The organism is Defluviimonas salinarum, assembly GCF_026013545.1.
Lineage (GTDB): Bacteria > Pseudomonadota > Alphaproteobacteria > Rhodobacterales > Rhodobacteraceae > Albidovulum > Albidovulum salinarum.
Map to the genome: position 1 here is coordinate 17,140 of NZ_JAPDOG010000030.1, position 23,976 is coordinate 41,115.

Consider the following 23,976-nt stretch of genomic DNA (forward strand, 5'->3'; position numbering starts at 1 on the left):
GCCGCCAGCGGCGGTCCGCTCCGGGCTGGCATCCGGTGGTCTCCGGACGTGTACGACGCCTGATCGCGCGGCCGTGGCCTGCCGGGGAGCCTCAGCGGCAGTGCAGCGACATCCGTTTCACCTGCCGCTCCAGTCCGGAGGAAACGGTATAGGCCGCCCCGACGGCGACCACCTGGGCCGGTACGGATTGCTCCGCATAAAGACCGGTCGCTTGCCGGATCTCTCCGGCTTCGAGCAGCGGCACCATCGAATGGCCGACCGAGACGATTGCGTCCGCGCTCGTTTCGATCTCGGAAAGCCGCGCCTGCGCATCCTCGTCCATCGGCAGGCGGCGACCGGACGTCAGGATGGACTTGATCGCGCTCTGGCCCTTGTCCATGCGCTTGCCGAGAAACCCGGTCGGCCCGAAGAAGCCGCCGTCATCCAAGCTGCTGATGACGACCCCCTGCGCGACCTCCAGGATCGCCTCCGACTGCGCCTGCATCAGGGTCGCGATCTCCAGTTGCAGCTTGCGGAAAACGGCGACGGCGGCGTGATGGTTCGCGATGCCTTGGGGATCGCACGCGGCCGATTGTGCGGCCGAACGCAGGGGAGCCAAGCTGGCCAGTACGCCGACGAGGAGTCCTGCCAGGAGCCATAACCACCGACGCCCAAACGGATTTCTCGTCATGGAACCTCCTCCCAGCAACCATTCCGCACTCTATCACGGACGGCGGGAGGAGTCTGTTCACGGCTCGGAGCTGGTCTCGGCGCGGCCGCGACGTATACCCCCGGCGCAGCCCCCCGCGCAAAGAAAAACCGCGGGGGTTGCCCCCCGCGGTCTCATCATTGCATCCCCTGAAAGGTCAGGCCGCGCGCGACAGGAGGACGTCGTCCACCTTCTTCTGCGCGCCCGCCTCGTCGACGCCGGAGACGGCGGCGACTTCGCGGGTCAGCCGTTCGAGTGCCGCCTCGTAGAGCTGGCGCTCCGAGTAGGACTGCTCGCGCTGGTCGTCGGTGCGGTGGAGGTCGCGGACCACCTCGGCGATCGCCATGAGGTCGCCCGAGTTGATCTTCTGTTCGTATTCCTGGGCCCGGCGCGACCACATCGCGCGCTTGACCTTGGCCTTGCCCTTCAGCGTCTCGAGCGCCTTGGTGATCAGGTCGGGTGAGGAGAGCTGGCGCATGCCGATCTCGGTCGCCTTGTGCGTGGGCACGCGCAGGGTCATCTTGTCCTTCTCGAAGGAGATGACGAAGAGTTCGAGCTTCAGCCCGGCGATCTCCTGCTCTTCGATCGACATGATCTTGCCAACGCCATGCGCCGGGTAGACCACGAATTCGTTGGGGCGGAAGTCGGTCTTCTTGGTCTTGGTCATATACGCCTATCCTCGCACGGACCCCACCGTCGAGACCAAACGATACCGCCGGGGATACGCGATCTCCGGACAGCAATCATACTTGGCCTAAAACACCTTCCGCTGCGGAGGGACGCAACGGCGACGGTGAGCAATCCTCATCCAGTTGTAACGGAAATATATCAGAAAAATGGCATATCCGGAAGCGCCGCATCGCAGCGCGTCAATCAAATACGACATATGGGGTCGTCAAAACATGGTTGCGCTGGGCGGTTTTCCGCCGAAACCACAAGATATTGTCGATTCGCCGCCGCCCAGGGGGCGCGCCTCGAATCAATCGCCCGCGCCGGGGGTCTCGGAGAAGTACTTGTCGAGCTTGCCGGTCTCGCCGTCGCGTTCCTCCGCCTCGGGAAGCGGATCCTTGCGCTGCGTGATCACCGGCCACATCTCGGAGTACTTCCGGTTGAACTCGACCCAGGTCTCGAGATCGGGCTCGGTGTCGGGGCGGATCGCGTCGGCGGGGCATTCCGGCTCGCAGACGCCGCAGTCGATGCACTCGTCCGGGTGGATGACCAGCATGTTCTCGCCTTCGTAGAAGCAGTCCACCGGGCAGACTTCGACGCAGTCGGTGTATTTGCAGGCGATGCAGTTGTCGGTGACGACATAGGTCATGGCGCGGATCCGGGCTTTGGCTTCACGCTGCTACCTAGCCCCATGACGGGGATCATTCAAGACGGGCCGGGCCGGAAAGAGCGGCCAGTCGCGGCCGGGTCGCGACGCCGGGACATCATTCCTCAGGCGGGGCTTCCGGCAGCACGGTGTCGCGCGGTTCGGCGGGATCCGGGGCAAGATCGTCGTAGAGCGCCTGCGCCTCGGGCGCGGGGCCGCGGCGAGTGCCGCAGGCGCGGATGCAGACCACGCGGATCCGTCCGCCTTGCGGGAAGGTCAGCACGTCACCCGGGCCGACGGCATGGCCGGGCTTCGCGGTCTTTGCCCCGTTGAGCCGAAGATGTCCCGACGAGACCGTCGCGGCGGCGAGGCTGCGGGTCTTGAAGAACCGCGCCTGCCACAGCCACTTGTCGACGCGAATCCGCCCCTCGGCCGCCAACGCCGCCTCAGAACTTGTCCTTGAGCCCCATCAGCGCCGCGGCGAAGGGGTTGTCGGGGTCGATCCGGTCCTTCTTCGGCGGGCGCGACTCGAACTGGCGGCCGCCCTGCTCGTCGCGCTTGCCCTTGGCGCCCGGCTTACCCTTGCCGGGCTTGCCGCCGCGGTCGCCGCGCTCCGCACGGTCGCCGCGCGGCTTGCCCTCGCGCTTCTCGGCCCCCTCGCGCGGGCCGCGGTCGTTGCGGCGGCCGCGTTCCGGGCGCTCGCCACGCTCGCCGCGCGGCGCGCGCGGGCGCGGCGCCCAGGTGAAGGTGTAAAAGACCTCGGTCTCGGTCACGGTCTGGAGGGCGGCCTCCTCCTCGGTGATCGGATTGGCGCTCTGGCCCTCCTCGGCGGGCGCGGCGACGGGTTCGGAGCGCACCTTCTCGCGCTCGCCCTTCTCGCCCTTGTAGCCGAGGCCGGCCATCAGGTCGGCAAACTGCTCGAGCGTCATGCCGGTGATCGAGAGCATGTCCGGGTTGGCCTCGAAGCCGGCCTTGCTGTCCTGGCCGCGCAGGATGTCGGCGAGCCGTTCGAGCATGTCGATGCGGATCGCGCGGGCACCGGCAGGGTGATAGCCCGAGAGCGTGTAATAGCCCTTCGGCACGTCGGGGATGTTCGGCACTGTGACCAGACCCGGCGGCGGGCTTTCGGGGAACTCGTCGAGCCCCTCGTTAAGCGACCAGAGCACGAGCCGCAGCCGCGTCGGCGCGGGCTTCAGCAGGAGCGGCTGGAAGATCGTGTACTGGCCGAAGCGGACGCCGTGTTTCCTCAGCGCGCCGCGCATGTCCTGGTCGAGCGCCTTGACCTCGTCGGCCACGCCTTCGCGCGGCAGGACGCCCAGCGCCTCGACAAGACGGAAGGCGAAGCCGCGGGCGAGCCCGGCAAGCGCCTCGTCGCGCTGGAGCGTCAGCAGCGGCTCGAAGAGCGTCGCCACCTTGCGGTCAATGAAATGCTGGAGCCGGCGGCGCACCTTCTCGGCGACGTCGAAACCGGCTTCCTCGTCGACGAAAGCCTCGACCTGCGGCTTCATCGCCTCGGCGCCCTTGACGAGCTTGCCGACGGCGGAATTGCCCCACATGAGGCCGCCCTGCTCGGTGAAGTCGAGCTCGGTGTCGGGCGCGTTGTAGAAGCGGTCCGCGCGCAGGTGGAACTCGGGCTTGAGCGCCTCGTAGGCCGCCTGCTTCAGCGTCTTCGCCTCGTCGGGCGAGGCCGATCCGTCCTGCTTGAAACGGAACCCTTCGAGACGGCCGACGAATTCGCCTTCCACCGTCACCTCGCCCTTGTCGTTCACCTCGGCCACAAGGCTCTCCTTCTGCTTGAGCCGGCGAAGGAGGACGCTCGTCCGCCGGTCCACAAATCTCTGCGTCAGCGCGCCATGCAGCGCGTCCGACAGACGGTCTTCTACAGCGCGCGTCTCGTCGCGCCAATGACTTTCGTCGGCGACCCAGCCGGAACGCTGCGCGACATAGGTCCAGGTGCGGATATACGCCAATCGCTTGGAAAGCGAGTCGATGTCGCCCTCGGTCTTGTCGATGCGGCGAATTTGCGCGGCGAGCCAGTCGTCGGGGACGTGGCCGTCCTGCAGGAAGCCGAAGATCCTTTGCAGCAGATTGGCGTGTTCCTGCGACGAGATGCCCTGGAAATCCGGGATCCGGCAGACGTCCCAGAGGAGCCTCAGGTCGCGCGGATGCCGGACCCTGTCGCGGATCTGGCCGATCTCGGCGAGCGATTTCAGCGCGCGCAGATCGTCCGCCTCGCGCCCGCGCATGAGCCATTCGTTCTGGGGCGGCGCTTCGAGCGAGGAAATCAGACGGTCGATCGTGCCGAAGTCGAGTTCGCCCGAGCGCCAGTTCAGCCGCTCGATCGGGCGGAAGCGGTGGTTCTCGATCGCGTTCACGACCTCGTCGGCGAGGGGCGAGGCCTCACCGGTCACGCCGAACGTGCCGGGCGTCATGTGCCGCCCCGCCCGCCCGGCGATCTGCGCCAGTTCGTGCGGGAAGAGGTGGCGCATCCGCCAACCGTCGAACTTCGCCGTGGCCGAGAAGGCGACATGGTTGATGTCGAGGTTGAGCCCCATTCCGATCGCGTCGGTGGCGACGAGGTAATCGACGTCGCCGTTCTGGTACATCGCGACCTGCGCGTTGCGGGTGCGGGGGCTGAGCGCCCCCATCACCACCGCCGCGCCGCCCTTCTGGCGGCGGATCAGCTCGGCCATCGCATAGACATTTTCAACCGAAAACCCGACGACGGCCGACCGCGCGGGCATCCGGCTGATCTTTTTCGAACCTGCGTAGCTCAGGGTCGAGAACCGTTCGCGCTTGAGGAACTGCACCTTCGGCACCAGCGCCGCGATGGCGCCGCGCATCGTGTCGGAGCCGAGAAACAGCGTCTCGGCGAGGCCGCGGGCATGGAGCAGCCGGTCGGTGAAGACATGGCCGCGCTCGGGGTCGGCGCAGAGCTGGATCTCGTCCACGGCGAGGAAATCGGCGCCGATCTCGGTCGGCATCGCCTCGACGGTGCAGACCCAGTACTGCGCGCGGGCGCCGACGATGCGCTCCTCGCCGGTCACGAGAGCTGCGACCGCGGGGCCGCGCTGGGCGACGATGCGGTCGTAGACCTCGCGCGCAAGGAGACGCAACGGCAGGCCGATCACGCCGGTGCGGTGCGCCAGCATGCGTTCGATCGCGTAATGGGTCTTGCCGGTGTTGGTCGGGCCGAGGACCGCCGTGATCCTCGTCTCCGCCGCCATGGGATGCTCCTAGAGTCTGGTGCCGGAGGTCTTGCGCTCAAGCCGGGCGAGCGATTCCCTTATCCGTTCGTGGTGCGGATGTATAGCGAGGGCCGCGCGGTACGCCTCGATCGCGCGGGTATCATAGCCCAGTTCCTCCAAGATCAGGCCGAGCCCCGAGAGCGCGCCGAAATGGTGGTCGTTGAGCGCGAGCGTGCGGCGGATATCGGCGACCGAGGGACCGAACTGGCCGGCCATGTAATAGGCGGTGGCGCGCGCGTTCCAGCCCTCGGCAAAATCCGGCGCGTGGTCGGTGAGCGCGGTGAGATGCTCGATCGCAGCTTCGAGGTCGCCGGCCTCCATCGCCTCGCGGCCGCGCTTGAGCAGGAGGTCCATCGCGGGCGAGCCGGACTTGGACCATTCGCGGAGGATATCGGACTGGGTCCTCTGCCACTCCCGGTTGTCAGGGTCGGCGAGTTCGGCGTAAAGCTCGTCGAGCGTCGCCGCGCCGGCGGAAACCGGCAGGGCAAGCAGTAACGCGGCGGCACAGGCCGCGAAAACCGATCCGAGCGGGGTGGCGAAACGTCCCATTACACGGCAGAGTGTAGCCGATGCGCGCCGGTCAGCGAAAGGCCCCCGGCGGTCACAATTGGAGGAAGAATGAGCGACGTTGTGAATGCGGCCGTGGCCGCCCTGAGCGAGAAACTGTCGGGCGGATTCGCCGGCCGCGCGAAATTCATCATCGAGGGCGAAGGCGCTCTGATGCTCGACACCGCCGGCGTGCGCGCGGGCGACGAGGAGGCCGACGTGACGCTCACCGCCGACCGCGAGACCTTCGAGGGGATCCTCTCGGGCGACGTGAACCCGACCGCGGCCTTCATGCAAGGCAAGCTCAGCGTGGACGGCGACATGGGGCTCGCGATGCAGCTCGGCGCGGTTCTCTCGTAGGGCGATGGAACGCGCGCCGTTCCACGCGGATGTGGCCGAGGCGCCCGCAGGTGAGACCTGCGTCTGGCTTGACACCTCGGACGGCGTGCGCGTCCGCGCCGCGCATTGGCGCGAGGGAGCGAAGGGGACGGTGCTCCTGTTCCCCGGCCGCACCGAATATGTCGAGAAATACGGCCCCGCCGCGGCGGAATTCGCCGCGCGGGGCTACGCGATGGCGACGATCGACTGGCGCGGCCAAGGCATCGCCGACCGGCTCCTGGACGACCGGGCGCCGGGCCATGTCGGCGAGTTCCTCGACTACCAGAGGGATGTGGCGGCGCTGCTGGAGTTCGTCCGCGCCGAGGACCTGCCCGAGCCCTATTACCTCGTCGGCCATTCGATGGGCGGCTGCATCGGGCTAAGAGCGATCCATGACGGGCTGCCGGTCCACGCGGTGACCTTCTCGGCGCCGATGTGGGGCATCAAGATGCACTGGGCGCTGAGACCCGTCGCCTGGACGCTGGTCACGCTCGCGCCGCCCTTCGGGCAGGGCCACCGGATGGTGCCGACGACCTCGCCGATGACCTATGTGCTGGAAGCCCCATTCGAGGGCAACGTGCTGACCCGCAACGAGGAGATGTTCGCCTTCATGCGCCGCCAGCTCATCGCCCATCCCGAACTCGCGATCGGCGGGCCGACGCTGCAATGGCTCGGCGAGGCGCTGCGCGAGACGCGGGCGCTCAGGCAGATGCCCTCGCCCGCCCTGCCCTGCCTGACCGTGCTCGGCGCCGAGGAGCGCATCGTCTGCGCCCCGGCGATCCACGACCGGATGCACCGCTGGCCGGGGTCGGAGTTCGACCTCGTCGGCTCGGCCGAGCACGAGCTGATGATGGAAGGCCCCGAAATGCGGGACAAGTTCTACCGCCGCGCCACGGCGCTGTTCGACGCGAGCCGCTGAGGCGTCAGAGCGGGATCTTTCCGAAGCTCGACCGGAGCGCCTTCGACCAGGCCTCGCTGGTGCGGCGGAAATCGGCGTCGCCGGGCTCGAACCGGCGCTGCTGGGTGACGCGGCATTCGTCGCGCGCGATCACGGCGAGGTCGAGCGGCATCCCGACCGAGAGATTGGAGCGCAGCGTCGAATCCATCGACAGCAGGACCGCCTTCTGGCCGTCGGCGAGCGAGGTGTCAGGCCGCACGATGCGGTCGAGGATCGGCTTGCCGTACTTATGCTCGCCGATCTGCAGGAAGGGCGTGTCCTCGGTCGCCTCGATGAAGTTGCCCTCCGGGTAGATCAGGAACATCCGCATCACACCGCCCTTGCGCTGGCCGGCGACGATCATCGAGGCGGGGCCGAACTGGCCGCCGGTGCGGAGCCGCTGGTCGACCGCGTCGCGCACCGCCCAGAGCGTGGCGCCGACGATCTCGGCCACCTTCAGGAGCGTCGGCGCGAGGAGGATCGAGGTTTCGGGTGAGGCCTCGGGGTCCTCCACCGCCTCTTGCAGCTTGGCGATCGTGGCTTGCGTCACCGAGAGGCTGCCGGCGGTGAGGATCGCGACGACCCGCTCGCCCGGCACCTCGAAGCTGAACATCTTGCGGTAGGAGGAGATGTGGTCGATCCCGGCATTGGTGCGGGTGTCGGACAAAAGCACCATGCCCTCGTTCAGGAGAAGCCCCACGCCATAGGTCATGTCCGATATCCCCTCTGCCCCGACCGCGCCACACTAGGGCGCGGCGGGACCGCCCGCAACACCCCGCGGCGGGGCGATTTCCACCCCTTGCCGCTTGCCTTGCCCGGCCCGCCGCCCCTATGTCTTGGGCGGACAGAAAAGGAGTTTCCCATGCCCATCCGCCTGCCGCGCCCGGTCTTCGACACCCATGCCGCCGCCGGGGGGCTCGGCGATTTGCCGGAATGGGACCTGAGCGATCTCTACACCGCCCCCGACGCGCCGGAACTGGCGCGTGACATGGGCTGGCTGGAACAGGCCTGCGCCGATTTCGCCGCCAGCTACGAGGGCAAGCTCGCCACGCTCGACGCGGCCGCGATGCTCGGCTGCATCCGGGCCTACGAGCGGATCGAGGCGGTGGCGGGCCGGATCATGTCCTACGCTGGCCTGCGCTACTACCAGAACACGGTCGACGCCGCGCGCGCCAAGTTCATGTCGGACTGCCAGGACAAGGTCACCGACTTCACCACGCCGCTCGTGTTTTTCTCCTTGGAATTCAACCGAATCGAGGACGAAGCTTACACGTCGCTTTTCAACGCAAACGCCGACATCGCCCGCTACAAACCGGTCTTCGACCGGATGCGGGCGCTGCGCCCGCACCAGCTTTCGGACGAGCTCGAGCGGTTCCTGCACGACCAGTCGACGGTCGGCGCCTCGGCCTGGAACAAGCTCTTCGACGAGACGATGGCAGCGCTGGAATTCACAGTGAAGGGAGAGGCGGAGCCTCTGAGCCTCGAAGCCACGCTCAACCTCCTCTCGGAGCCCGAGCGCGGGCGGCGCGAGGCCGGGGCGCGCGCTCTCGCCGAGGTTTTCGGAAGCAATGTCAAACTCTTCGCGCGCGTACACAACACGCTCGCGAAAGAGAAGGAGATCGAGGACCGCTGGCGCAAGATGCCCACGCCCCAGCACGGCCGGCACCTGTCGAACGATGTCGAGCCGGAGGTGGTGGAGGCGCTCAGGAACGCTGTCGTCGCCGCCTATCCGAAGCTCTCGCACCGCTACTACCGGCTCAAGGCGAAGTGGATGGGGCTCGACAAGCTCCAGGTCTGGGACCGAAACGCGCCCCTGCCGATCGAGACCAAGCGCACCGTCGGCTGGGAGGAGGCGCGCAATACCGTGACCTCGGCCTATGCCGCCTTCTCGCCGGATCTCGCCGCGCTGACCGAGCCGTTCTTCGACAGGGGCTGGATCGACGCCGGCGTGAAGCCCGGCAAGGCACCCGGCGCCTTCGCCCATCCGACCGTGACCGAGGTGCATCCTTACGTGATGCTCAACTACCTCGGCAAGCCGCGCGACGTGATGACGCTGGCGCATGAGCTTGGCCACGGCGTTCATCAGGTGCTGGCGGCCCCTCAGGGCGAGATGCTGGCGTCGACGCCGCTGACGCTGGCCGAGACCGCGTCGGTCTTCGGCGAGATGCTGACCTTCCGCAAGCTCCTCGCGCAGGCGAAGGATGCAAATGAGCGCAAGGTGCTGCTGGCCGGAAAGGTCGAGGACATGATCAACACCGTGGTCCGCCAGATCGCCTTCTACGACTTCGAGTGCAAGCTCCACGCCGCACGGCGCGTGGGCGAGCTGACGCCCGAGGACATCAACGCGCTCTGGATGAGCGTGCAGGGCGAAAGCCTTGGCGACGCGTTCGAGTTCATGGAGGGCTACGAGACATTCTGGGCCTATATCCCGCATTTCGTCCACTCGCCATTCTACGTCTATGCCTATGCCTTCGGCGACGGGCTCGTGAACGCGCTCTACGCGGTCTACGAGGAGGGGCTGCCGGACTTCCAGGCGAAGTATTTCGAGATGCTGAAGGCGGGCGGCTCGAAGCACCACAAGGCGCTCCTGAAGCCCTTCGGGCTCGACGCCAGCGATCCGAAGTTCTGGGACAAGGGGCTGTCGATGATCGCCGGGATGATCGACGAGCTCGAGGCGATGGAGGGATGAACCCCGGCCGGGACGCGGGGCCGGGTCTTGTCCTGCATGTCCCGGGCCACATGCTCGACCCCGACGAGGCCGCGCTGCCGGGGCTCTTCCAGAAGCTCGCGGCCGGGTTTCGGGCGCGTGGGGTAAGGGTGGAGACCCGCTGGCGCGACCGCGTGGCGCTGGCGGAGATGGGCGAGACGGCGGACCTCCACCTGATCCACAACGGCGCGGTCCGCCACCCGCGGGCTCTGAACACCGGCCTCGCCTACGTTTTCCCGTTCTGGTACTGCGACGCGCAAGGCATCTTCGCGGACTCGAGCCTCGCGAGTGCCGCGTTCGATCCCGGCGCCGAGGATCCCGAAGCCGCGGCATCCTTCTTTGCCGCCCATGCGCGGCGGATCGTCGGGCAGCGGCTGAGCCGCTACGACCAGCCCATCCGGCGCGCGGAGTTTGCAGGCGGTGCGATCGCGGTCTTCCTGCAGGGCGACAGCGAGCCGGTCGAGCGGATGCGCCACATGCGCGAGGCCGAGATGTTCGAGGCGGTGGTCGCGGCGCGGGGCGAGCACAAGCTGATCGTCAAGGCCCATCCGCGCAACCGCACCGGCGACACCGGGGCGGTCCTGGACCGCGCCCGCGAGTTGCCCGGCGTGATCGTCACCGATGCCAATGTCCACGACATCCTCGCGGCCAGCGCGGTCACGGTCTCGATCTCGTCGGCCACGGCTCTTGAGGGGATGTTCCACCGGGTGCCGGCGGTGCTCTGCGGCCGCTCGGACCTGCATCACTGCGCCGAGACCGCGCCCGACCCCGGCGCAGTGGCGGACGCGCTCCGCACCGCGCTCGAGCGGACCTATCCGTTCGAGGCCTTCGTGCACTGGTTCCTCGGCGCGGGCATGCTCAACACCGGGCGCGACGACCTTCTCGATCGGGTGGTGGCGCGGTTCCGGGCGCGAGGCGTCGACATGGCCGCGCTCGGCCTCGGCGATTGACCGGGGTGCTGTGGTCGGGAAGAGTGGGCGCAACCTGACCGCGAGGCCCGGATGGCGAAAATCCTGCTCAGGCTGATCCTTCTGCTCGCCGTCCTCGGCGCGGCCGGGTTCTTCACGTTCGCCCCCGGCATCGTCGACCGCCGGTTGAACCCGGTCGCCGCGCATGATCCCTGGCCGGTGAGTCCGGCCGCCAAGGCGATGCACGAGCGGCTGATCATCGGCGACCTCCATGCCGACACGCTGCTGTGGGACCGCGACCTGACGCGGCGCTCAGATCGCGGCCATGTCGATCTGCCGCGCCTTGCCGAGGGCAATGTCGCGCTGCAAGTGTTTACCACCGTTACCAAAAGCCCCTCCGGCCTTAACTACGCAAAGAACACCGCCGATGCGCCCGACGACATCACCCGGCTATTCATCGGCCAGTTGCGCCCCCTGCGGGCCTGGCGCGACCTGACCGAGCGCGCGCTGGTGCAGGCCGATGCGCTGGCGGCGGCCGAGGCGGCGGCGCCCGGCGCCTTGAAGATCGTCCGCACCCGCGCCGACCTCGCCGAGGTTCTCGCGCGCCGGGACGCGGGCGAGCGGGTCACCGGCGGCATCCTCGGCGCCGAGGGTGGCCACGCGTTGTTGGGCGATCTGGCCAGTCTCGACCGGCTTTACGACGCCGGGTTCCGGCTGATCGGGCTCACCCATTTCTTCGACAACGCGCTCGGCGCCTCGCTGCACGGTGAGGCCGGGGGCGGGTTGACGCCGTTCGGTCGCGAGGCGGTGCGGGCGATGGTCGAGCGCCACATGATCATCGACCTCGCCCATGCTTCGCCACAGGTGGCGCGCGAGGTCCTGGCGATGGTCGATGTCCCGGTCGTGGTCAGTCATACCGGCATCCGCTCGCACTGCGAGACGGTGCGGAACTATCCCGACGCGCTGATGCAGGCGATCGCGGCGAAGGGCGGATTGATCGGCATCGGCTTCTGGAAGGACGTGACCTGCGACGACAGCCCGGCGGGCATCGCTGCGACGATCGTCGCCGCGATCCGGCTTGTCGGCGAGGACCATGTCGCGCTCGGCTCGGACTGGGACGGCTCGGTCGGGGTCGCCTTCGACGTCTCGGAGCTTGCCGCGCTGACCGGGGCGCTGATCGACGCCGGGCTTTCGGAGCCGGTCATCGCCAAGGTGATGGGCGGCAACATGCTGCGCTTTTTGGAGTCGGCGTTGCCTGACCGCTGAGGGCGGGCCTCACATCGGCTGGATATCGGCGAAATGCGGCGGCAGGTCGTGCACCGGCACCTTCACGAGGTCCTTGGCGAGATCGCCGTGCAGCGCCGCGGCGGGGGCACCGGTCAGCTTGGCGCGCAAGGCGCCGAGCATCTTCGGCGGTGCGGCAACGATCAGCCGATCGGGCTTGACGCGCGCCCAGGTCTCCTGCACCGCCTCGACCACATGCTGGGCGAAGTTCGAGCGGGCGATCTCCTGATCGTGTCCGTGAGTGTCGAACCCGTGGCGCGCGGTACCGCCGGGGCCTCCGGTCTGGCGCCCGGGCCGGTCTTCGTACTCGATCTGGGCATCAGCAAACTGGGCGACCGACAGTCCGGCGCGTTCCGTCAGCCCCTTGCCGATTCCGTCGTTGATGAGAAGCCGGGCATTTTCCTCGCCGGCGACGAGTACAAGCGTGCGTACTGGCTTCATGACCATCCTCCGCTTTTTCGTATGCCCTTCAATATAGGGCAAACCCGCGTTCATTACACCGCGACGCACGCGGCGGCGTCACTCCGCCGCGGCGAAAACCCGGTCGATCATCGCCTGGGTGCCCTGCGCGTCCTCGAGCCGCCAGGGAAAGGGCGCGCCGCCCCGGACCGCGCGGCCGAAGGCCTCGACCTGGAGGCAGTATTGCCGCGCGCCGGGGAAGCGTTCGAGATGGTCGGGCTGTCCCGCGCGAAAAAGGTGCAGCTGCGCCTCTCCGAAAAGCCCGGCGTTGAACGGCGCGGTGAGCCGGAGGAGCCCAGCCTCGCCTTGGAACACCACCTCCTGGCGCGGAAAGAGCCGCATCGAGGTCATCGCGTGGAAACTGAATCGCCCGCCCGGTCCCTCCATGTCGCCCGAGACGAGCGCGAAGGTGTCGACGCCGTTCTCGCGTTCGATCCGGGTGCGGAGCGTCACCGGCTCGGCCCCGGTCGCCCAGCGCAGCGAGCCGTAGGTGTAGACGCCGATATCGGGGATCGAGCCGCCGCCGGTCTCGGGACGGTTGCGGATATTGCCGGGATCGGCGCGGTTGTCATAGCTGAAATGGGCATCCGCATGGAGCACGCGCCCGATCGCCCCCTCGGCGATGAGCGCCTGCGCCCGCTGCCATTGCGGGTGGTGGACGATCATGTAGGCCTCGGCAGCGAGAAGCCCGGTGGCGTCGCGAAGCGCGATCAGCGCTTCGATCTCGTCCGCCGTCATCGCGATCGGCTTTTCGGTCAGTACATGCTTGCCGGCCTGCAGCGCCTTCCTTGTCCATTCGACGTGAAGGTGGTTCGGTAGCGGGATATAGACCGCTTCGATGCCGGGATCGGCGAGCAGCGCCTCGTAGCTCGGGTAGACTGTCAGGTCCGGGCAGAAGGCCCGGAACCCCTCGGCCTTGGCGGGATGCGCGGTCGCGAGAGCGGCGAGCCGCGCGCCCTCGGCCTCGTGGATCGCGCGGGCCATGTGCTCGCGGGCGAAATTCGCGGCGCCGAGAACGCCCCAGTTGACGGTGGTCATGCCTACCCTCCCGCAGCCTGCGCTGTCGCTGACAGCTACCCGACGGCCCCGCGTCCGGCAAGCAAGGGCGGCGCGGGCCGGGGGATCGGTGGTGCCGCCCGGTCAGGCCGGCACCACCATGCCCTTGTCCTTGGCGAGCTTGCGCATCTCGTTTTGCAGCTTCTCGAAGGCGCGGACCTCGATCTGGCGGATCCGCTCGCGGCTCACGTCGTACTGGCCGGAGAGATCCTCGAGCGTCACCGGATCGTCCTGCAGCCGGCGCTGGATCAGGATGTCGCGCTCGCGGTCGTTCAGGACCGCCATCGCCGCCTCCAGAAGCTCGCGCCGGATCGCCAGCTCGTCGGCCGCCTCGTAGTCGCCCGCCTGGTCGGCATCCTCGTCCTCAAGCCAGTCCTGCCACTGCGCCGTGCCCTCGCCCTCCGAACCGATCGTCGCGTTCAGCGAGGCGTCGGAACCGGCGAGCCGGCGGTTCATGTCGATCACCTCGTCCTCGGTGACATTGAGGTCATGGGCGATCTTGGCGACATGCTCGGGCCTGAGATCGCCGTCCTCCAGCGCGCCGATCTTCGACTTCGCCTTGCGCAGGTTGAAGAACAGCTTCTTCTGCGCCGAGGTGGTGCCGAGCTTCACGAGGCTCCAGGACCTGAGGATGTATTCCTGGATCGAGGCGCGGATCCACCACATCGCGTAGGTCGCAAGCCGGAAACCCTTTTCCGGGTCGAAGCGTTTGACCGCCTGCATCAGGCCGACATTGGCCTCCGAGATCACCTCGGCCTGCGGCAGTCCGTAGCCGCGATAGCCCATCGCGATCTTCGCGGCGAGGCGCAGGTGCGAGGTGACCATCTTGTGGGCGGCCGAGCTGTCCTCGTGGTCCACCCAGCGCTTGGCCAGCATGTATTCCTCTTCGGGCTCCAGAAGCGGGAACTTGCGGATTTCCTGCAAGTACCGGTTCAGCCCCTGTTCGGGGCTCGGAGCGGGAAGATTGGCGTAACTCGTCATTCAGACCCCCTGTTCCTTACAAGGACCAAGCAACCTAGGCGCGCATGGATATCCGCGCAAGGCGCAAGGCCTATCATCGGTAGTTTTACGTCAGATGAGCCGGTTTCCGTCGCTCTGCCAGATTTGTGTCGGTCCGATCACGGTCTTGTCAGAAATTGTAAAGCATTTTAGTCGGAATTGCGCGAGTTGTCACCGAGAACCGCGAGGAGCCCGGCGAAATCCTCCGGCAGCGGGCTTTCGAATTCGAGCCGTTCGCCCGTCACCGGATGGTCGAAGCCGAGCGTCGCGGCATGGAGCGCCTGGCGCGGGAAGGCGATGACGGCTTCCGCCGCCCCCTGCCCGAGCGCCTTTGCCGCCGGCTTGCGTCGGCCGCCATAGGTCTGGTCGCCCACGAGCCCGTGGCCGACATGGGCCATGTGGACGCGGATCTGGTGGGTGCGCCCGGTTTCGAGCCAGCATTCGACGAGCGCCACCGACGGCGGGGTGCCGAAGCGGTCGAGGACGCGCACCCGCGTCACCGCGTGGCGACCGCCGTGGAACAGCACCGCCTGGCGCTGACGGTCGGTTTTGTGGCGCGCGAGCTGGGTGGTGATCTTGAGAATCCCGCCCGCCTCGAAATTCGTGCCCTTCACGCCGTGCAGCCGCGGGTCGGCGGCATCGGGCGCGCCATGCACCAGCGCGAGGTAGCGCCGGGTGACGCTGTGCTTCTCGAATTGTTTCGCAAGCCCGTAATGCGCCCGGTCGGACTTCGCCACGACGAGAAGCCCGGTCGTGTCCTTGTCGATGCGGTGGACGATGCCCGGCCGCCGCTCGCCGCCGATGCCCGAGAGCGTCTCGCCGCAATGATGGAGGAGCGCGTTGACGAGCGTACCCGCGGGCGAGCCCGGCGCGGGATGGACCACCATGCCGGCGGGCTTGTCGATGACGATGAGGTCGTCGTCCTCCCAGATGACATTCAGCGGAATCGCCTCGGGCCGGGTCTCGACCGCCTCGGCGGGGCCGAGCGCGATCTCGAAGACCTCGCCCTCGGCCACCTTCACCTTGGCGTCTGTGACGGGGGCGCCGGCGTGCGTCACCGCGCCCTCGGCGAGAAGCTTCGCGAGCCGCGAGCGCGACAGGGCGGCTTCCTCTGGCACATCGCGGGCGAGCGCCTTATCAAGGCGGTCGGGCGGGTTCTCCCCGATCACGACGGTAAGGACAGGGCCGGTGGCATCCGACATCAATCAAGCTCCGAACGACGAGGGCACCGGCACGCCGCCGGAGCTCCGCTTCCTGAAAGTTCTGGTCTCGGTTCTGGCCGGGACCATGATCGTCGGCCTGATAACGATCATCGGGCTGCTTGTCATCCGCTTCCCGAAGGCGCTGGAGCCGCGCCCGGCGCTGCCCTCGGCGATCGCCCTGCCCGACGGCGCCAAGGCCGAGGCAGTAACGATGGGCCGCGGCTGGGTCGCGGTGGTGACCGAGGCGGACGAGATCCTGATCCTCGACGCCGAGACCGGCGAGCTGCGCCAGCGCGTGGCGATCACTCCGGCGGAGTGACGCCGCCCTGCCGGCCGGCCGCCCAGCGGTTGAGCCAGGCGAGTGCCGCGAGCGAAAGGCCGAGGGCGAGGAACGAGGCGACCCGCGTCAGGCCGGACAACCCCGAGGCGTCGATCAGGAAGACCTTGGCGATGGTCAGGGCGATCACCGTCATGGCGATGCGCCTCAGGTCCTGCGAGCGCCGGGCGATGGCCTGGTAAAGGAGGACCGCGCCCACCAGCATCAGCGCGATCGTGTAGCTGTAGAGTTCTCCTTGCGTGACGCCCGGCACCGAGAGGTCGTCGCCGCGCCAGAGCCTGCGGATCTCGAGCCCGGCATAGAGCGCCGCGAAGGCCACGCCGACCGCGCCGAGGCCGATCCGCAGCCAGCGGTTCAGATGGCCGAGCCGCGCCGCGCCCAGAAGCAGGAGGAGCCCCGGCAGGCCATAGGCGACGAGGAGCGTGTCGAGGACCGGCGGGCCGTAGACGCGCCATTCCGGCGCGCCCGGCCCGCCGATGAAACGGGCGAAGAGCGGGTTCGCCGGCCCGGTCGCGAGCAGAAGTCCGCCGAAGCCGATCAGCGCCGCGATCCCCGCAATGGCCCAGCGCAGCCAGCGGAGCACGCCGCCAAGCTGCAACCGGTAGAGCTGCACCAGCATCAGCACCAGCCAGGGCATCGCGTTGAGCGCGAGCCCCCAATGCGACAAGACCCACTCGCCGGTTCCGCGCGTCGTCAGCCAGCGGGTCAGGAGAACGTTGACCGTGAGCGCCGTATAGCCGGCAAAGGCGCTTTCGAGAAAGACCCGCGCCGCGCGCCGCTCGAGCCCGGAGAGGAGGAAAAGCCCCGCCGCCATCGCCGCCGCGGCGCCGCCATAGGAGGCGATGACCTCCCAGAGAGCCGCTCCGTCCACCGCCCAGGCGAGCCCGGGGTCGATCACGAGCCGCCACGACAGCACGATCACCGCGGCCTGGATGAAGAGCCCCATCTCCGGCAGCCGGAACCGCCGGTCAAGCGCGGCGGCCGCGACGACGAGGGCCGAGAGCGCCAGCGTCAGCGCGCCCTTGGTGGTGATCAGGAACAGCGCGAGCGCGATCAGCGACAGTGCCGAGAGCGTGGCATAGGCCGCGCGGCGGCGGTCCTCGCCGTCGGCGCGGGCGAAGCCCAGCGCCAGCGCCACCATGATCGCGGCGAGGCCGATGACATGGAGCGCCCAGGTATAGGTCCCGAGCACCGCCGAGGGCGCCCAGAAGAGTTCCATCACCAACGCGGTGAGCGGCGCGGCGAGGGCCGCGCCCGCCGCCCAGAACGGTTTCAGCCGCCCCGCCCCGCCGCTCGCCCAGGCCGCAGCCAGCGTCACCGCGAGCGCGAGCGCGAGGAGGAGCGTCGCGGTCAGCGGCGGCGCGGTCTCGGGTTCGCGCAGATGGATGGCGCGGGCGGCGAACTCGCGGGCGAGCGGCCAGCGGTCGAGCCCCTCCAGCCCAAGCCGCAGGAGGAACCCCGCCACGGGCAGGAGCGTCAGGTCGGAAAGCGCGGGCGCGGGGCCCGACCAGGTGGTGAGCGCGAGCGCCAGCGCCGCGAGGCAGAGGAAGACGAGGAGGCTTTCCGCCCCGGTCTCGGCGGGCAGGAGCGTGAGGATGACCGCCGCCGCCGCCACCGCGCCGCCGGCGAGCCGGGTCGGGAAGTGGGGCCAGCCGCCCTGCCCCTTGCGCCAGAGCGCCTCGGCGAGCATCGGCCCCTGATGGTCGGGCAGGATCCCGCGCGCCGGGATCAGGATGGCGAGCGCCACGAGGACGGTGAGCGTCAGCGCGTACCAGCCGCCCCCGCCGGTTCCGGCGAAGGTGAGCCAGGCCCCGGCATGACCGAGAACCAGCGCGAGCACCGAGACCCAGGCCCAGCGCCGGATCGTGTCGATGGCGAGCCCTGCGCCCGCGATCACCGCGAAATAGCCATAGAGCCAGTAGGGCGCCTCGCTCTCGCCGCCGACGAGGAAGGGCGCGGCGGCGGCGCCAAGGAGGCCTACGGCGGCGAGGAACGGTCCGTGGAACCAGCCGAGAACGACCGCGAGCGCGGCGGTGGCCAGAAGCCCGGCAAAGGCGACCTCCGGCCCGATCAACTCGTAGAGCTGGCGCGCTGCGAGGACGCCGCCGAAGATCGAGACGAGCCCGGCCCCGGAGAAGGTCGAGGGAAGATAGGCGGTGGCCGAGTGCTCGCTGTCGCCCCAGCGCCGGCGCAGCCACTCGCCCGCGCCGATAAGCGCGAGGCCGAGGAGGATCGCCGCGGCGACCCGCATCGGCGGCGGCAGGAGCCCGTTCTCGACCCCGTATTGCACGAGGAAGATCCCGGCAAGCGCCAGCGACAGCGCCGAGACCGCGTAGACCCAGTTCGCGACCAGCCAATCGCCGAGGGTCGAGCCCCGCTCGGGCCGCGCCACCACGACCGGCTCAGAGCTCCGCGCGGCGGCGGGGGGCAGGTTCTCCCAGGGGCCGGGCGCAATCGGTGGTGCCTCGGCCGCTTCCGGCAGTTCGGGCGCCGGAGGTTGTGGCGGCGCGGGCATTTCGGGCAGGTCCGGCACGGCCGGCGTCGCGGGCACCTCGGGAGGCGCCGCGCGGGACCTTGCGCGCAGGTCCTTCACCTCGTGTTCCAGCATGGCCGCGCGCCGTTCCAGCAGCGCGAACTGGCGCCTGAGACCCGAGACCGCGACCAAAAGCACGATCACGAGGACCGGGATCGCGAGCGCTACGAGTGCCGCAAATACGAGCAGAGCTTCCATGCCTCATCTCTCCTGCCGCCCCGGATCTGCGTCCGGGCTCATCGCCTCCATTGATACCGAAGGCGGCCCGCGAGGAAAGTCAGGAATTCCCCTTGGTCTCTCCCGCCCCACCGAAAAGCCCCGCGAGGCCGCGGCTGACGAGGTTCGTGACCTTGGGCTTCGGCAGGGCGGCGAAGGGCAAGGGCCGGCAGACCTCGATCGCCGCGACCCCGACCCGTGCGGTCAGCGCGCCGTTGATCACCCCCTCGCCGAAGCGGCGCGAGAGCTTCGAGAGAAGCCCGCCGCCCGCAACCGACTGGATCAGGTCATCGCCGACCGCGACCGCGCCGGTCGCGACGAGATGGGCAAGGACCGCGCGCAGGAGCCGCCAGCTGCCGATCGTGCCGGCGCGGCCGCCGTAGATCTCGGCGATGCGGCGCACCATGCGCAGATTGGCGATGAGCGCGGCCGCGACATCGGCGAGCGCCAGCGGCACGATCGCGGTCACCGTCGCGACCTGCCGCGACGAGGCCTCGATCTCGGCCCGCGCGGCGCGGTCGAGGGGCGCCATCAGCTCGGCCTCGGCGAGCGTGAGGAGCGCGTCGGCGTCGAAGACCTCGCCCCGCCGCTCGGCGAGCCGGGAACGGCCCCAGGCGGTGTCCTCGCGGGCCTCGTAAAGCGCGACGAGCCGGTCGGCGACGCGGTTCGCCTGTTTCAGATCGCCCGAGGCGAGGGCATCGAGAGCGGCGCGGTGCACCCGGTCGAGCCGCGCGAGGCGGCCATAGGCGGCCCATTCCCGGAGGGCAATCAGGACGGCCGCGAGAAGGAAGAGCCCGACCAGCGCCGCCGCGATGCCGCCGAGGAGCGGGTTCTGGCTGAGGAGGGTCTCGACGAAGCGCCAGGCGGAGATCGACAGCACGAAGCCGAAGAGCGCACCGGCCGTGGTCCAGAAGAACCGGCCGAGCGGCGACCGGCGCCGGGCCCCGAGCGCCGCCACCGTCTGCATCGATTGGCCCTCGGGCTGCAGCTCGGGAACCGGCGGCGCCTCAGCCGGACCCTCCGCGGCGGGCCGCTCCATCTCGATCAGCACCGGACCCTTGGGTTTCGTCATGCCGCACCTCCCGCCTTCCGCACCAGCCGGACATCCGGCAGCCGCTCCGCATTGCCGCTGCCGTCCGTGCGTTCCGTTTCCACAAATCCGCGCGCAGAATAGAACCGCAGCGCCCCGGCATTCGCCTGAAAAGTCCAAAGCGAAAGATCGGACTCCGCCGCCCCCGCCGCCGCCAGCAGCGCCGATCCGACGCCCCGTCCGCGCGCCGTAGCGGCCACATAGAGCGCGTCGATCTCGCCGCCCTGACGGGCGAGAAAGCCCACGACCCAGTTTGCCCGCGCCACCAGGACCTCGTGGCTGGCGAGAAGTCCCGCGACGAAGCCGCGGTCCTCTGCCATGCTGTGGAGCCGCGGCATCCAGGGGGTCGCGTCGATCCAGTCCGACAGGATCGACGCCATCGCCGGAACGTCCTCCGGCCCCGCGCTCTCGACCACGATCCTCACAGCCGGTCCCCGATCAGGAATTCCGCCGCGCGGTCGAGCCGGATATGCGGCGGTCCCTCGCCCGGCTTCAGCTTCAGCACCGCCGGCGCGAAGGCCATCACCGCGTAATCGGCGTCGAGCCATTGGGTCGCCCCCTCCCGTGCGGGGGCCAGGAGGGCGGCGGGATTGTCGGGCAGTTCGCCGGGATAGAACGCCGCCTCGCGCCCGCCGTCGAGGAGGCGGCCCCGCACGCAGTCGAGCACGCGGCCCTCGTGGCGGACACTCTCCTCGACGGTGGCGCGCAGGGAGCCGATCGCCATCGCAGCGGTCTCGGCGCCGGCGAATTCGGCCCGGTCCTTGGCCTCGCGCATCAGCGCCGCCATGATCCGGGTCAGCTTGGCGTGTTCGGAATGGTGCAGGTGGTCGGCCTTGGTCGCGGCGAAGAGAATGCGTTCCACCCGGCGCAAACCCAGAAGCCCGGTGAGCCAGCCGGTGCGGCCCGGCCGGAACGCCGCGAGGATGCCGGCCATCGCCCGGCGCATATCCTCGACCGCGCGGGGGCCGGCATGGATCGCGCCGAGTGCGTCGACCAGCACGACCTGACGGTCGATCCTGGCGAAATGGTCGCGGAAGAAGGGCTTCACCACCATGGCCTTGTAGGCCTCGAAGCGCCGCTCCATCTCGCGCCAGAGCGCGCCGCGCGGGGTCTCGGCGGGCTTCGGGAGGGGCGCGAAGGTCAGGACCGGGGAGCCGGCAAGCTCGCCCGGCAGAAGGAACCGGCCCGGCGTACAGTCCGAATAGCCCGCCGCCCGCGCGGCGCCGAGATAGGAAGCGAAGCCCTCGGCCAGCGCCTTCGCCCGCATCTCGTCATGCGCCGCCGCCGCATCGAGCCCGGCGATCTGCGCCATGTAGCCGGCCGCCTCGACGCGGGGCTCTATCCGGGTGAGCACCTCGGCGCTCCATCCGGCATAGTCCTGTTCCATAAGCGCGAGGTCTAAAAGCCACTCGCCGGGATAGTCGACGATGTCGAGATGGAGCGTACGCGGCCCCCGCATCCCGCCGAAGAGCCCCGCCTCGGCGAGCCGGAACGACAGCCGCAACTCGCTGACGGCCCGGGTGCTTTCGGGCCAGCGCGGCGCGGGTCCGGTGAGCTCGTCGAGGTGCACCTCGTAGTCGAAGCGCGGCACGGTGTCGTCGGGCTGGGGCTGGAGGAAGGCCGAGAGGATCCGCCCCTCGGCGGCGGCCCTGAGCCCCGGCATCCGGCCGCGATCCATCAGGTTGGCGACGAGCGAGGTGATGAAGACGGTCTTGCCGGCCCGCGAAAGCCCGGTGACGCCGAGCCGGATCACCGGGTCGGAAAAGGCCTCGGTCAGCCCCGAGCCGAGCCCGCCGAGCCCGCGCAGAAGATCGTCCGCGATGTCACCGATACCCAAGACCTGCCCCTCGCCTTTCCGCCCAAGATAGGCACCCCGGCCACGGCTGTGTAGGGGCGATTGCCAAGCCGCGTCTCGGCGGCTAGGGAGGGCCATGCCCCGCTACGCGCTTCTGATCGACTATCACGGCGGCCCGTTTTCGGGCTGGCAGCGGCAATCCGGCCAGCCCTCGGTGCAGGAGGCGGTGGAAACCGCGCTCCGGAAGCTCGAAGCGGAAGCCCCCGGCATCGCGGCGGCGGGGCGCACCGATGCCGGTGTCCACGCCACGGGCCAGGTCGCGCATTGCGACCTCGCGAAGGACTGGGACCCGTTCCGTCTATCCGAGGCCTTGAACTTCCACCTGAAACCCGCCCCGGTGGCGATCCTCAAGGCCGCCCGCGTCGCCGACGACTTCCACGCCCGCTTCTCGGCCAACGAGCGGCGCTACCTCTTCCGGCTGATCGCGCGCCGCGCGCCGCTCACCCATGACGCGGGGCTGGCGTGGCGGGTGCTGAACCGGCTCGACGCGGAAGCGATGCGCGCGGGCGCCGCCCATCTCGTCGGCCATCACGACTTCACCACCTTCCGCTCGACTCTCTGCCAGTCGAAGAGCCCGGTGAAAACACTCGACGAGATCACGATCACCGAGCACGCGATCCCGCAGGGAACCGAGTACCGTTTCCAGCTTCGTGCCCGGAGCTTCCTGCACAACCAGGTCCGCTCCATCGTCGGCACGCTCGAACGTGTCGGCGCCGGGTCCTGGGCGCCCGAGGACGTGCGCGCCGCGCTCGAGGCCCGCGACCGCACCGCCTGCGGGCCGGTCTCGCCGCCCGACGGGCTCTATCTCACCGGCGTTGGCTATCCCGAGAACCCCTTCGTGTGAGTCTATTGCGTCGCGGTTCCGGGGCGCCGAACGCCGCCCTGGGGATGGCGCGCGCGGAAACTGACGCTCGATTGCCGGAGATTTCACGACGGCGCGCCCGACGGTCTGACGTCGCGCTGACAGGTCCGTTGCAGGATGAACCATCGAAACCCAGCAAGGAAAGGCCAGACCGATGCCCCGCCCCCAGCCCCGCCGCGAAACGCCCCGCATCTACCGCCCCGCGCCGCCGCCCGGTCCGCGCATGCCCAGGACCTACCGCTTCACCGACTTCGCGATGATCTGACCCCCGCAAACGCCAGCGCGGACCCTTTACCCTCCGCCCGCTCTCCGCATAGGCTTTCAGGACCACAGTCAGCCCCGGGTGGAGCGCATGTTTCAGGACGACTTTCCCCTTCTTGGTACCCCGAGCCTCCTCGCGCTGATCCTGCACGGGGCGGAGGCCGGACCGGTGACCCTCGACGACTGCGCCGCCCGTCTCGACGCGCTTTTCCGCGAGGCGAACGAACGCCCCGCCCTGCCGCCCGATGCCATCCGCGACCGGCTCGCGCGCCACGTCCGCCAGCTCGAGATTGCCCGGCTCCTCGAGCCGGTCGGGGACAGCGCCTATCGGCTCACCGACCGCGGCAGCGAGACGCTGCGGCACCGGACCGGCCGGATCGACCTGCCCGACCTGATGTCATACCCCGAATACGCCGCGCATATCGGCGAGAGCGGCGGCCATGCGCCGCGTGCGGATACCCGCGGCGCGAGCTACGACGAAGGCTACGAGGCCCGGCGCGCCGGCCGGAGGTTCACCGCCAATCCGTACACGGTCAATTCCGTCGACCACCTCTGCTGGGAGAACGGCTGGATGGAGGCGCTCGACGACGAGCAGCCCTGATCCCGCGTGGATGGCGCGCCCGCACCGGACGGTCAGTCCGCAGGGTCGGGATTTCCCGACCTGTCGCGCGGAACCACAAATGCTATCCTTTCCGTATTGACGAAAGGCATTTTGAAGGGGCCGACGGGTGGCAAAGGCCGGGGTCCCGACATTCAACGCGGATCCCGGCCGGCAACACATGATCTCACGTCCCCGCCAGCGGACCGACACATTTCTGGATCCGCGCCGGCCGGCCCCCATGTCCTTCCGTGAACGAAGGAGAGAGTCATGAATCGACAAGCCCCGCGCCCGCCCGTTCCGAAGCCCCGCACCGGAGACCGCAAGCCGCGTCCGCCGCGCGCCCCGCGCGTCACCTACCGGTTCACCGACTGGGCCGCGATCTAGGTCATGTTGACAATTGGCGGAGCCAGAGGCGGATCGAGGTTATGTCGATGAAACCCAGGAAGCTTTCGGCAGTCTTGTCGTAGCGGGTGGCGACACGGCGGGCGTTCTTG

At 69.1% G+C, this 23,976-nt stretch carries 23 protein-coding genes and 1 pseudogene; 8 read left to right on the top strand and 16 right to left on the bottom strand.

The window, feature by feature from the left end; genetic code table 11:
- Positions 1 to 91: 91 nt before the first annotated feature.
- The 6 genes from OM960_RS21280 to OM960_RS21305 all read right to left on the bottom strand — a co-directional run bounded on the left by OM960_RS21280 (position 92) and on the right by OM960_RS21305 (position 5,800).
- The gene (locus tag OM960_RS21280) at positions 92 to 670 is read right to left on the bottom strand and encodes a hypothetical protein (protein ID WP_263339027.1); all 579 of its coding nucleotides are present in this window, start codon (positions 668 to 670) and stop codon (positions 92 to 94) included.
- A 175-nt stretch (positions 671 to 845) separates the two neighbouring features.
- A complete protein-coding gene (locus OM960_RS21285) occupies positions 846 to 1,355 on the bottom strand; it encodes a CarD family transcriptional regulator (protein ID WP_263339030.1) in 510 nt (169 codons plus the stop codon).
- Positions 1,356 to 1,667: 312 nt separating this feature from the next.
- Entirely contained in the window at positions 1,668 to 2,006 is a 339-nt protein-coding gene (gene fdxA / locus OM960_RS21290) for a ferredoxin FdxA (protein ID WP_263339033.1), read from the bottom strand.
- A 115-nt stretch (positions 2,007 to 2,121) separates the two neighbouring features.
- Complete coding sequence (locus OM960_RS21295; RefSeq protein ID WP_263339036.1) at positions 2,122 to 2,442, bottom strand: RNA-binding S4 domain-containing protein; 321 nt, start codon at positions 2,440 to 2,442, stop codon at positions 2,122 to 2,124.
- Positions 2,443 to 2,449: 7 nt separating this feature from the next.
- Complete coding sequence (locus tag OM960_RS21300; RefSeq protein WP_264773379.1) at positions 2,450 to 5,230, bottom strand: helicase-related protein; 2,781 nt, start codon at positions 5,228 to 5,230, stop codon at positions 2,450 to 2,452.
- A gap of 9 nt (positions 5,231 to 5,239) precedes the next feature.
- A complete protein-coding gene (locus OM960_RS21305; RefSeq protein ID WP_263339040.1) occupies positions 5,240 to 5,800 on the bottom strand; it encodes a tetratricopeptide repeat protein in 561 nt (186 codons plus the stop codon).
- A gap of 69 nt (positions 5,801 to 5,869) precedes the next feature.
- Between OM960_RS21305 and OM960_RS21310 the strand changes: the two genes are divergently transcribed.
- Entirely contained in the window at positions 5,870 to 6,157 is a 288-nt protein-coding gene (locus OM960_RS21310) for an SCP2 sterol-binding domain-containing protein (RefSeq protein WP_263339042.1), read from the top strand.
- A 4-nt stretch (positions 6,158 to 6,161) separates the two neighbouring features.
- A complete protein-coding gene (locus tag OM960_RS21315) occupies positions 6,162 to 7,094 on the top strand; it encodes an alpha/beta fold hydrolase (RefSeq protein ID WP_264773380.1) in 933 nt (310 codons plus the stop codon).
- Positions 7,095 to 7,098: 4 nt separating this feature from the next.
- Here OM960_RS21315 and OM960_RS21320 read toward each other — a convergent pair whose 3' ends face one another.
- Positions 7,099 to 7,824, bottom strand: coding sequence for a proteasome-type protease (locus OM960_RS21320; protein ID WP_263339047.1), 726 nt, complete (start codon positions 7,822 to 7,824; stop codon positions 7,099 to 7,101).
- A 150-nt stretch (positions 7,825 to 7,974) separates the two neighbouring features.
- Here OM960_RS21320 and OM960_RS21325 point away from each other — a divergent pair, with 150 nt between their 5' ends.
- The 3 genes from OM960_RS21325 to OM960_RS21335 are packed head-to-tail and all read left to right on the top strand — an operon-like array spanning position 7,975 to position 11,993.
- A complete protein-coding gene (locus tag OM960_RS21325) occupies positions 7,975 to 9,801 on the top strand; it encodes a M3 family oligoendopeptidase (RefSeq protein WP_264773381.1) in 1,827 nt (608 codons plus the stop codon).
- Positions 9,798 to 10,769, top strand: a complete 972-nt coding sequence (locus OM960_RS21330) for a hypothetical protein (RefSeq protein ID WP_264773382.1) — start codon at positions 9,798 to 9,800, stop codon at positions 10,767 to 10,769. The genes OM960_RS21325 and OM960_RS21330 overlap by 4 nt, the downstream gene beginning before the upstream one ends.
- 51 nt (positions 10,770 to 10,820) lie before the next feature.
- Positions 10,821 to 11,993, top strand: a complete 1,173-nt coding sequence (locus OM960_RS21335; RefSeq protein ID WP_264773383.1) for a dipeptidase — start codon at positions 10,821 to 10,823, stop codon at positions 11,991 to 11,993.
- Positions 11,994 to 12,002: 9 nt separating this feature from the next.
- Here OM960_RS21335 and OM960_RS21340 read toward each other — a convergent pair whose 3' ends face one another.
- From OM960_RS21340 to OM960_RS21355, 4 genes are all read right to left on the bottom strand, one after another.
- Positions 12,003 to 12,452 (bottom strand): host attachment family protein, encoded by a 450-nt coding sequence (locus tag OM960_RS21340; RefSeq protein WP_263339056.1) that lies wholly within the window; start codon positions 12,450 to 12,452, stop codon positions 12,003 to 12,005.
- A 78-nt stretch (positions 12,453 to 12,530) separates the two neighbouring features.
- Positions 12,531 to 13,508, bottom strand: coding sequence for a Gfo/Idh/MocA family protein (locus tag OM960_RS21345; protein ID WP_264773384.1), 978 nt, complete (start codon positions 13,506 to 13,508; stop codon positions 12,531 to 12,533).
- Between the two features lie 102 nt (positions 13,509 to 13,610).
- Entirely contained in the window at positions 13,611 to 14,507 is an 897-nt protein-coding gene (gene rpoH / locus OM960_RS21350) for an RNA polymerase sigma factor RpoH (protein WP_263339060.1), read from the bottom strand.
- A gap of 167 nt (positions 14,508 to 14,674) precedes the next feature.
- On the bottom strand, positions 14,675 to 15,727 hold the full coding sequence (locus tag OM960_RS21355) for an RluA family pseudouridine synthase (protein WP_264773385.1): 1,053 nt from the start codon (positions 15,725 to 15,727) through the stop codon (positions 14,675 to 14,677).
- On the opposite strand from OM960_RS21355, the gene OM960_RS21360 reads away from it, so the two are divergent.
- On the top strand, positions 15,714 to 16,046 hold the full coding sequence (locus OM960_RS21360; protein WP_263339063.1) for a DUF6476 family protein: 333 nt from the start codon (positions 15,714 to 15,716) through the stop codon (positions 16,044 to 16,046). The two genes, OM960_RS21355 and OM960_RS21360, sit on opposite strands and share 14 nt — an antisense overlap.
- Here OM960_RS21360 and OM960_RS21365 read toward each other — a convergent pair.
- The 4 genes from OM960_RS21365 to OM960_RS21380 form a co-directional block, all read right to left on the bottom strand.
- Positions 16,030 to 18,795, bottom strand: a complete 2,766-nt coding sequence (locus tag OM960_RS21365) for a DUF2339 domain-containing protein (protein WP_264773386.1) — start codon at positions 18,793 to 18,795, stop codon at positions 16,030 to 16,032. The genes OM960_RS21360 and OM960_RS21365 overlap by 17 nt on opposite strands.
- Positions 18,796 to 18,874: 79 nt before the next feature.
- A complete protein-coding gene (locus OM960_RS21370) occupies positions 18,875 to 19,885 on the bottom strand; it encodes a YcjF family protein (protein ID WP_264773387.1) in 1,011 nt (336 codons plus the stop codon).
- Positions 19,882 to 20,328 carry a GNAT family N-acetyltransferase gene (locus OM960_RS21375; protein WP_264773388.1) on the bottom strand — a complete coding sequence of 149 codons (447 nt, stop codon included), beginning with the start codon at positions 20,326 to 20,328 and terminating at the stop codon, positions 19,882 to 19,884. Before OM960_RS21375 ends, OM960_RS21370 begins: the two co-directional genes overlap by 4 nt.
- Positions 20,325 to 21,740 (bottom strand): YcjX family GTP-binding protein, encoded by a 1,416-nt coding sequence (locus tag OM960_RS21380; RefSeq protein ID WP_264773389.1) that lies wholly within the window; start codon positions 21,738 to 21,740, stop codon positions 20,325 to 20,327. Before OM960_RS21380 ends, OM960_RS21375 begins: the two co-directional genes overlap by 4 nt.
- 94 nt (positions 21,741 to 21,834) lie before the next feature.
- On the opposite strand from OM960_RS21380, the gene truA reads away from it, so the two are divergent.
- Entirely contained in the window at positions 21,835 to 22,602 is a 768-nt protein-coding gene (gene truA, locus OM960_RS21385) for a tRNA pseudouridine(38-40) synthase TruA (protein ID WP_263339075.1), read from the top strand.
- A 370-nt stretch (positions 22,603 to 22,972) separates the two neighbouring features.
- The gene (locus tag OM960_RS21390; RefSeq protein ID WP_264773390.1) at positions 22,973 to 23,482 is read left to right on the top strand and encodes a ribosome modulation factor; all 510 of its coding nucleotides are present in this window, start codon (positions 22,973 to 22,975) and stop codon (positions 23,480 to 23,482) included.
- Between the two features lie 385 nt (positions 23,483 to 23,867).
- On the opposite strand, the pseudogene OM960_RS21395 reads toward OM960_RS21390, so the two are convergent.
- A pseudogene (locus OM960_RS21395) lies at positions 23,868 to 23,976 on the bottom strand (IS5/IS1182 family transposase); the annotation flags it as partial.

Excerpts from the sequence above, each read along its gene's own strand:
- OM960_RS21300 (WP_264773379.1), bottom strand. The coding sequence starts at position 5,230 with ATGGCGGCGGAGACGAGGATCACGGCGGTCCTCGGCCCGACCAACACC.
- OM960_RS21330 (WP_264773382.1), top strand. The coding sequence starts at position 9,798 with ATGAACCCCGGCCGGGACGCGGGGCCGGGTCTTGTCCTGCATGTCCCG.
- OM960_RS21305 (WP_263339040.1), bottom strand. The coding sequence starts at position 5,800 with ATGGGACGTTTCGCCACCCCGCTCGGATCGGTTTTCGCGGCCTGTGCC.
- OM960_RS21365 (WP_264773386.1), bottom strand. The coding sequence starts at position 18,795 with ATGGAAGCTCTGCTCGTATTTGCGGCACTCGTAGCGCTCGCGATCCCG.
- rpoH (WP_263339060.1), bottom strand. The coding sequence starts at position 14,507 with ATGACGAGTTACGCCAATCTTCCCGCTCCGAGCCCCGAACAGGGGCTG.
- OM960_RS21325 (WP_264773381.1), top strand. The coding sequence starts at position 7,975 with ATGCCCATCCGCCTGCCGCGCCCGGTCTTCGACACCCATGCCGCCGCC.
- OM960_RS21340 (WP_263339056.1), bottom strand. The coding sequence starts at position 12,452 with ATGAAGCCAGTACGCACGCTTGTACTCGTCGCCGGCGAGGAAAATGCC.
- OM960_RS21370 (WP_264773387.1), bottom strand. The coding sequence starts at position 19,885 with ATGACGAAACCCAAGGGTCCGGTGCTGATCGAGATGGAGCGGCCCGCC.
- OM960_RS21345 (WP_264773384.1), bottom strand. The coding sequence starts at position 13,508 with ATGACCACCGTCAACTGGGGCGTTCTCGGCGCCGCGAATTTCGCCCGC.
- OM960_RS21310 (WP_263339042.1), top strand. The coding sequence starts at position 5,870 with ATGAGCGACGTTGTGAATGCGGCCGTGGCCGCCCTGAGCGAGAAACTG.
- OM960_RS21335 (WP_264773383.1), top strand. The coding sequence starts at position 10,821 with ATGGCGAAAATCCTGCTCAGGCTGATCCTTCTGCTCGCCGTCCTCGGC.
- fdxA (WP_263339033.1), bottom strand. The coding sequence starts at position 2,006 with ATGACCTATGTCGTCACCGACAACTGCATCGCCTGCAAATACACCGAC.
- truA (WP_263339075.1), top strand. The coding sequence starts at position 21,835 with ATGCCCCGCTACGCGCTTCTGATCGACTATCACGGCGGCCCGTTTTCG.
- OM960_RS21355 (WP_264773385.1), bottom strand. The coding sequence starts at position 15,727 with ATGTCGGATGCCACCGGCCCTGTCCTTACCGTCGTGATCGGGGAGAAC.
- OM960_RS21285 (WP_263339030.1), bottom strand. The coding sequence starts at position 1,355 with ATGACCAAGACCAAGAAGACCGACTTCCGCCCCAACGAATTCGTGGTC.
- OM960_RS21390 (WP_264773390.1), top strand. The coding sequence starts at position 22,973 with ATGTTTCAGGACGACTTTCCCCTTCTTGGTACCCCGAGCCTCCTCGCG.
- OM960_RS21315 (WP_264773380.1), top strand. The coding sequence starts at position 6,162 with ATGGAACGCGCGCCGTTCCACGCGGATGTGGCCGAGGCGCCCGCAGGT.
- OM960_RS21320 (WP_263339047.1), bottom strand. The coding sequence starts at position 7,824 with ATGACCTATGGCGTGGGGCTTCTCCTGAACGAGGGCATGGTGCTTTTG.
- OM960_RS21280 (WP_263339027.1), bottom strand. The coding sequence starts at position 670 with ATGACGAGAAATCCGTTTGGGCGTCGGTGGTTATGGCTCCTGGCAGGA.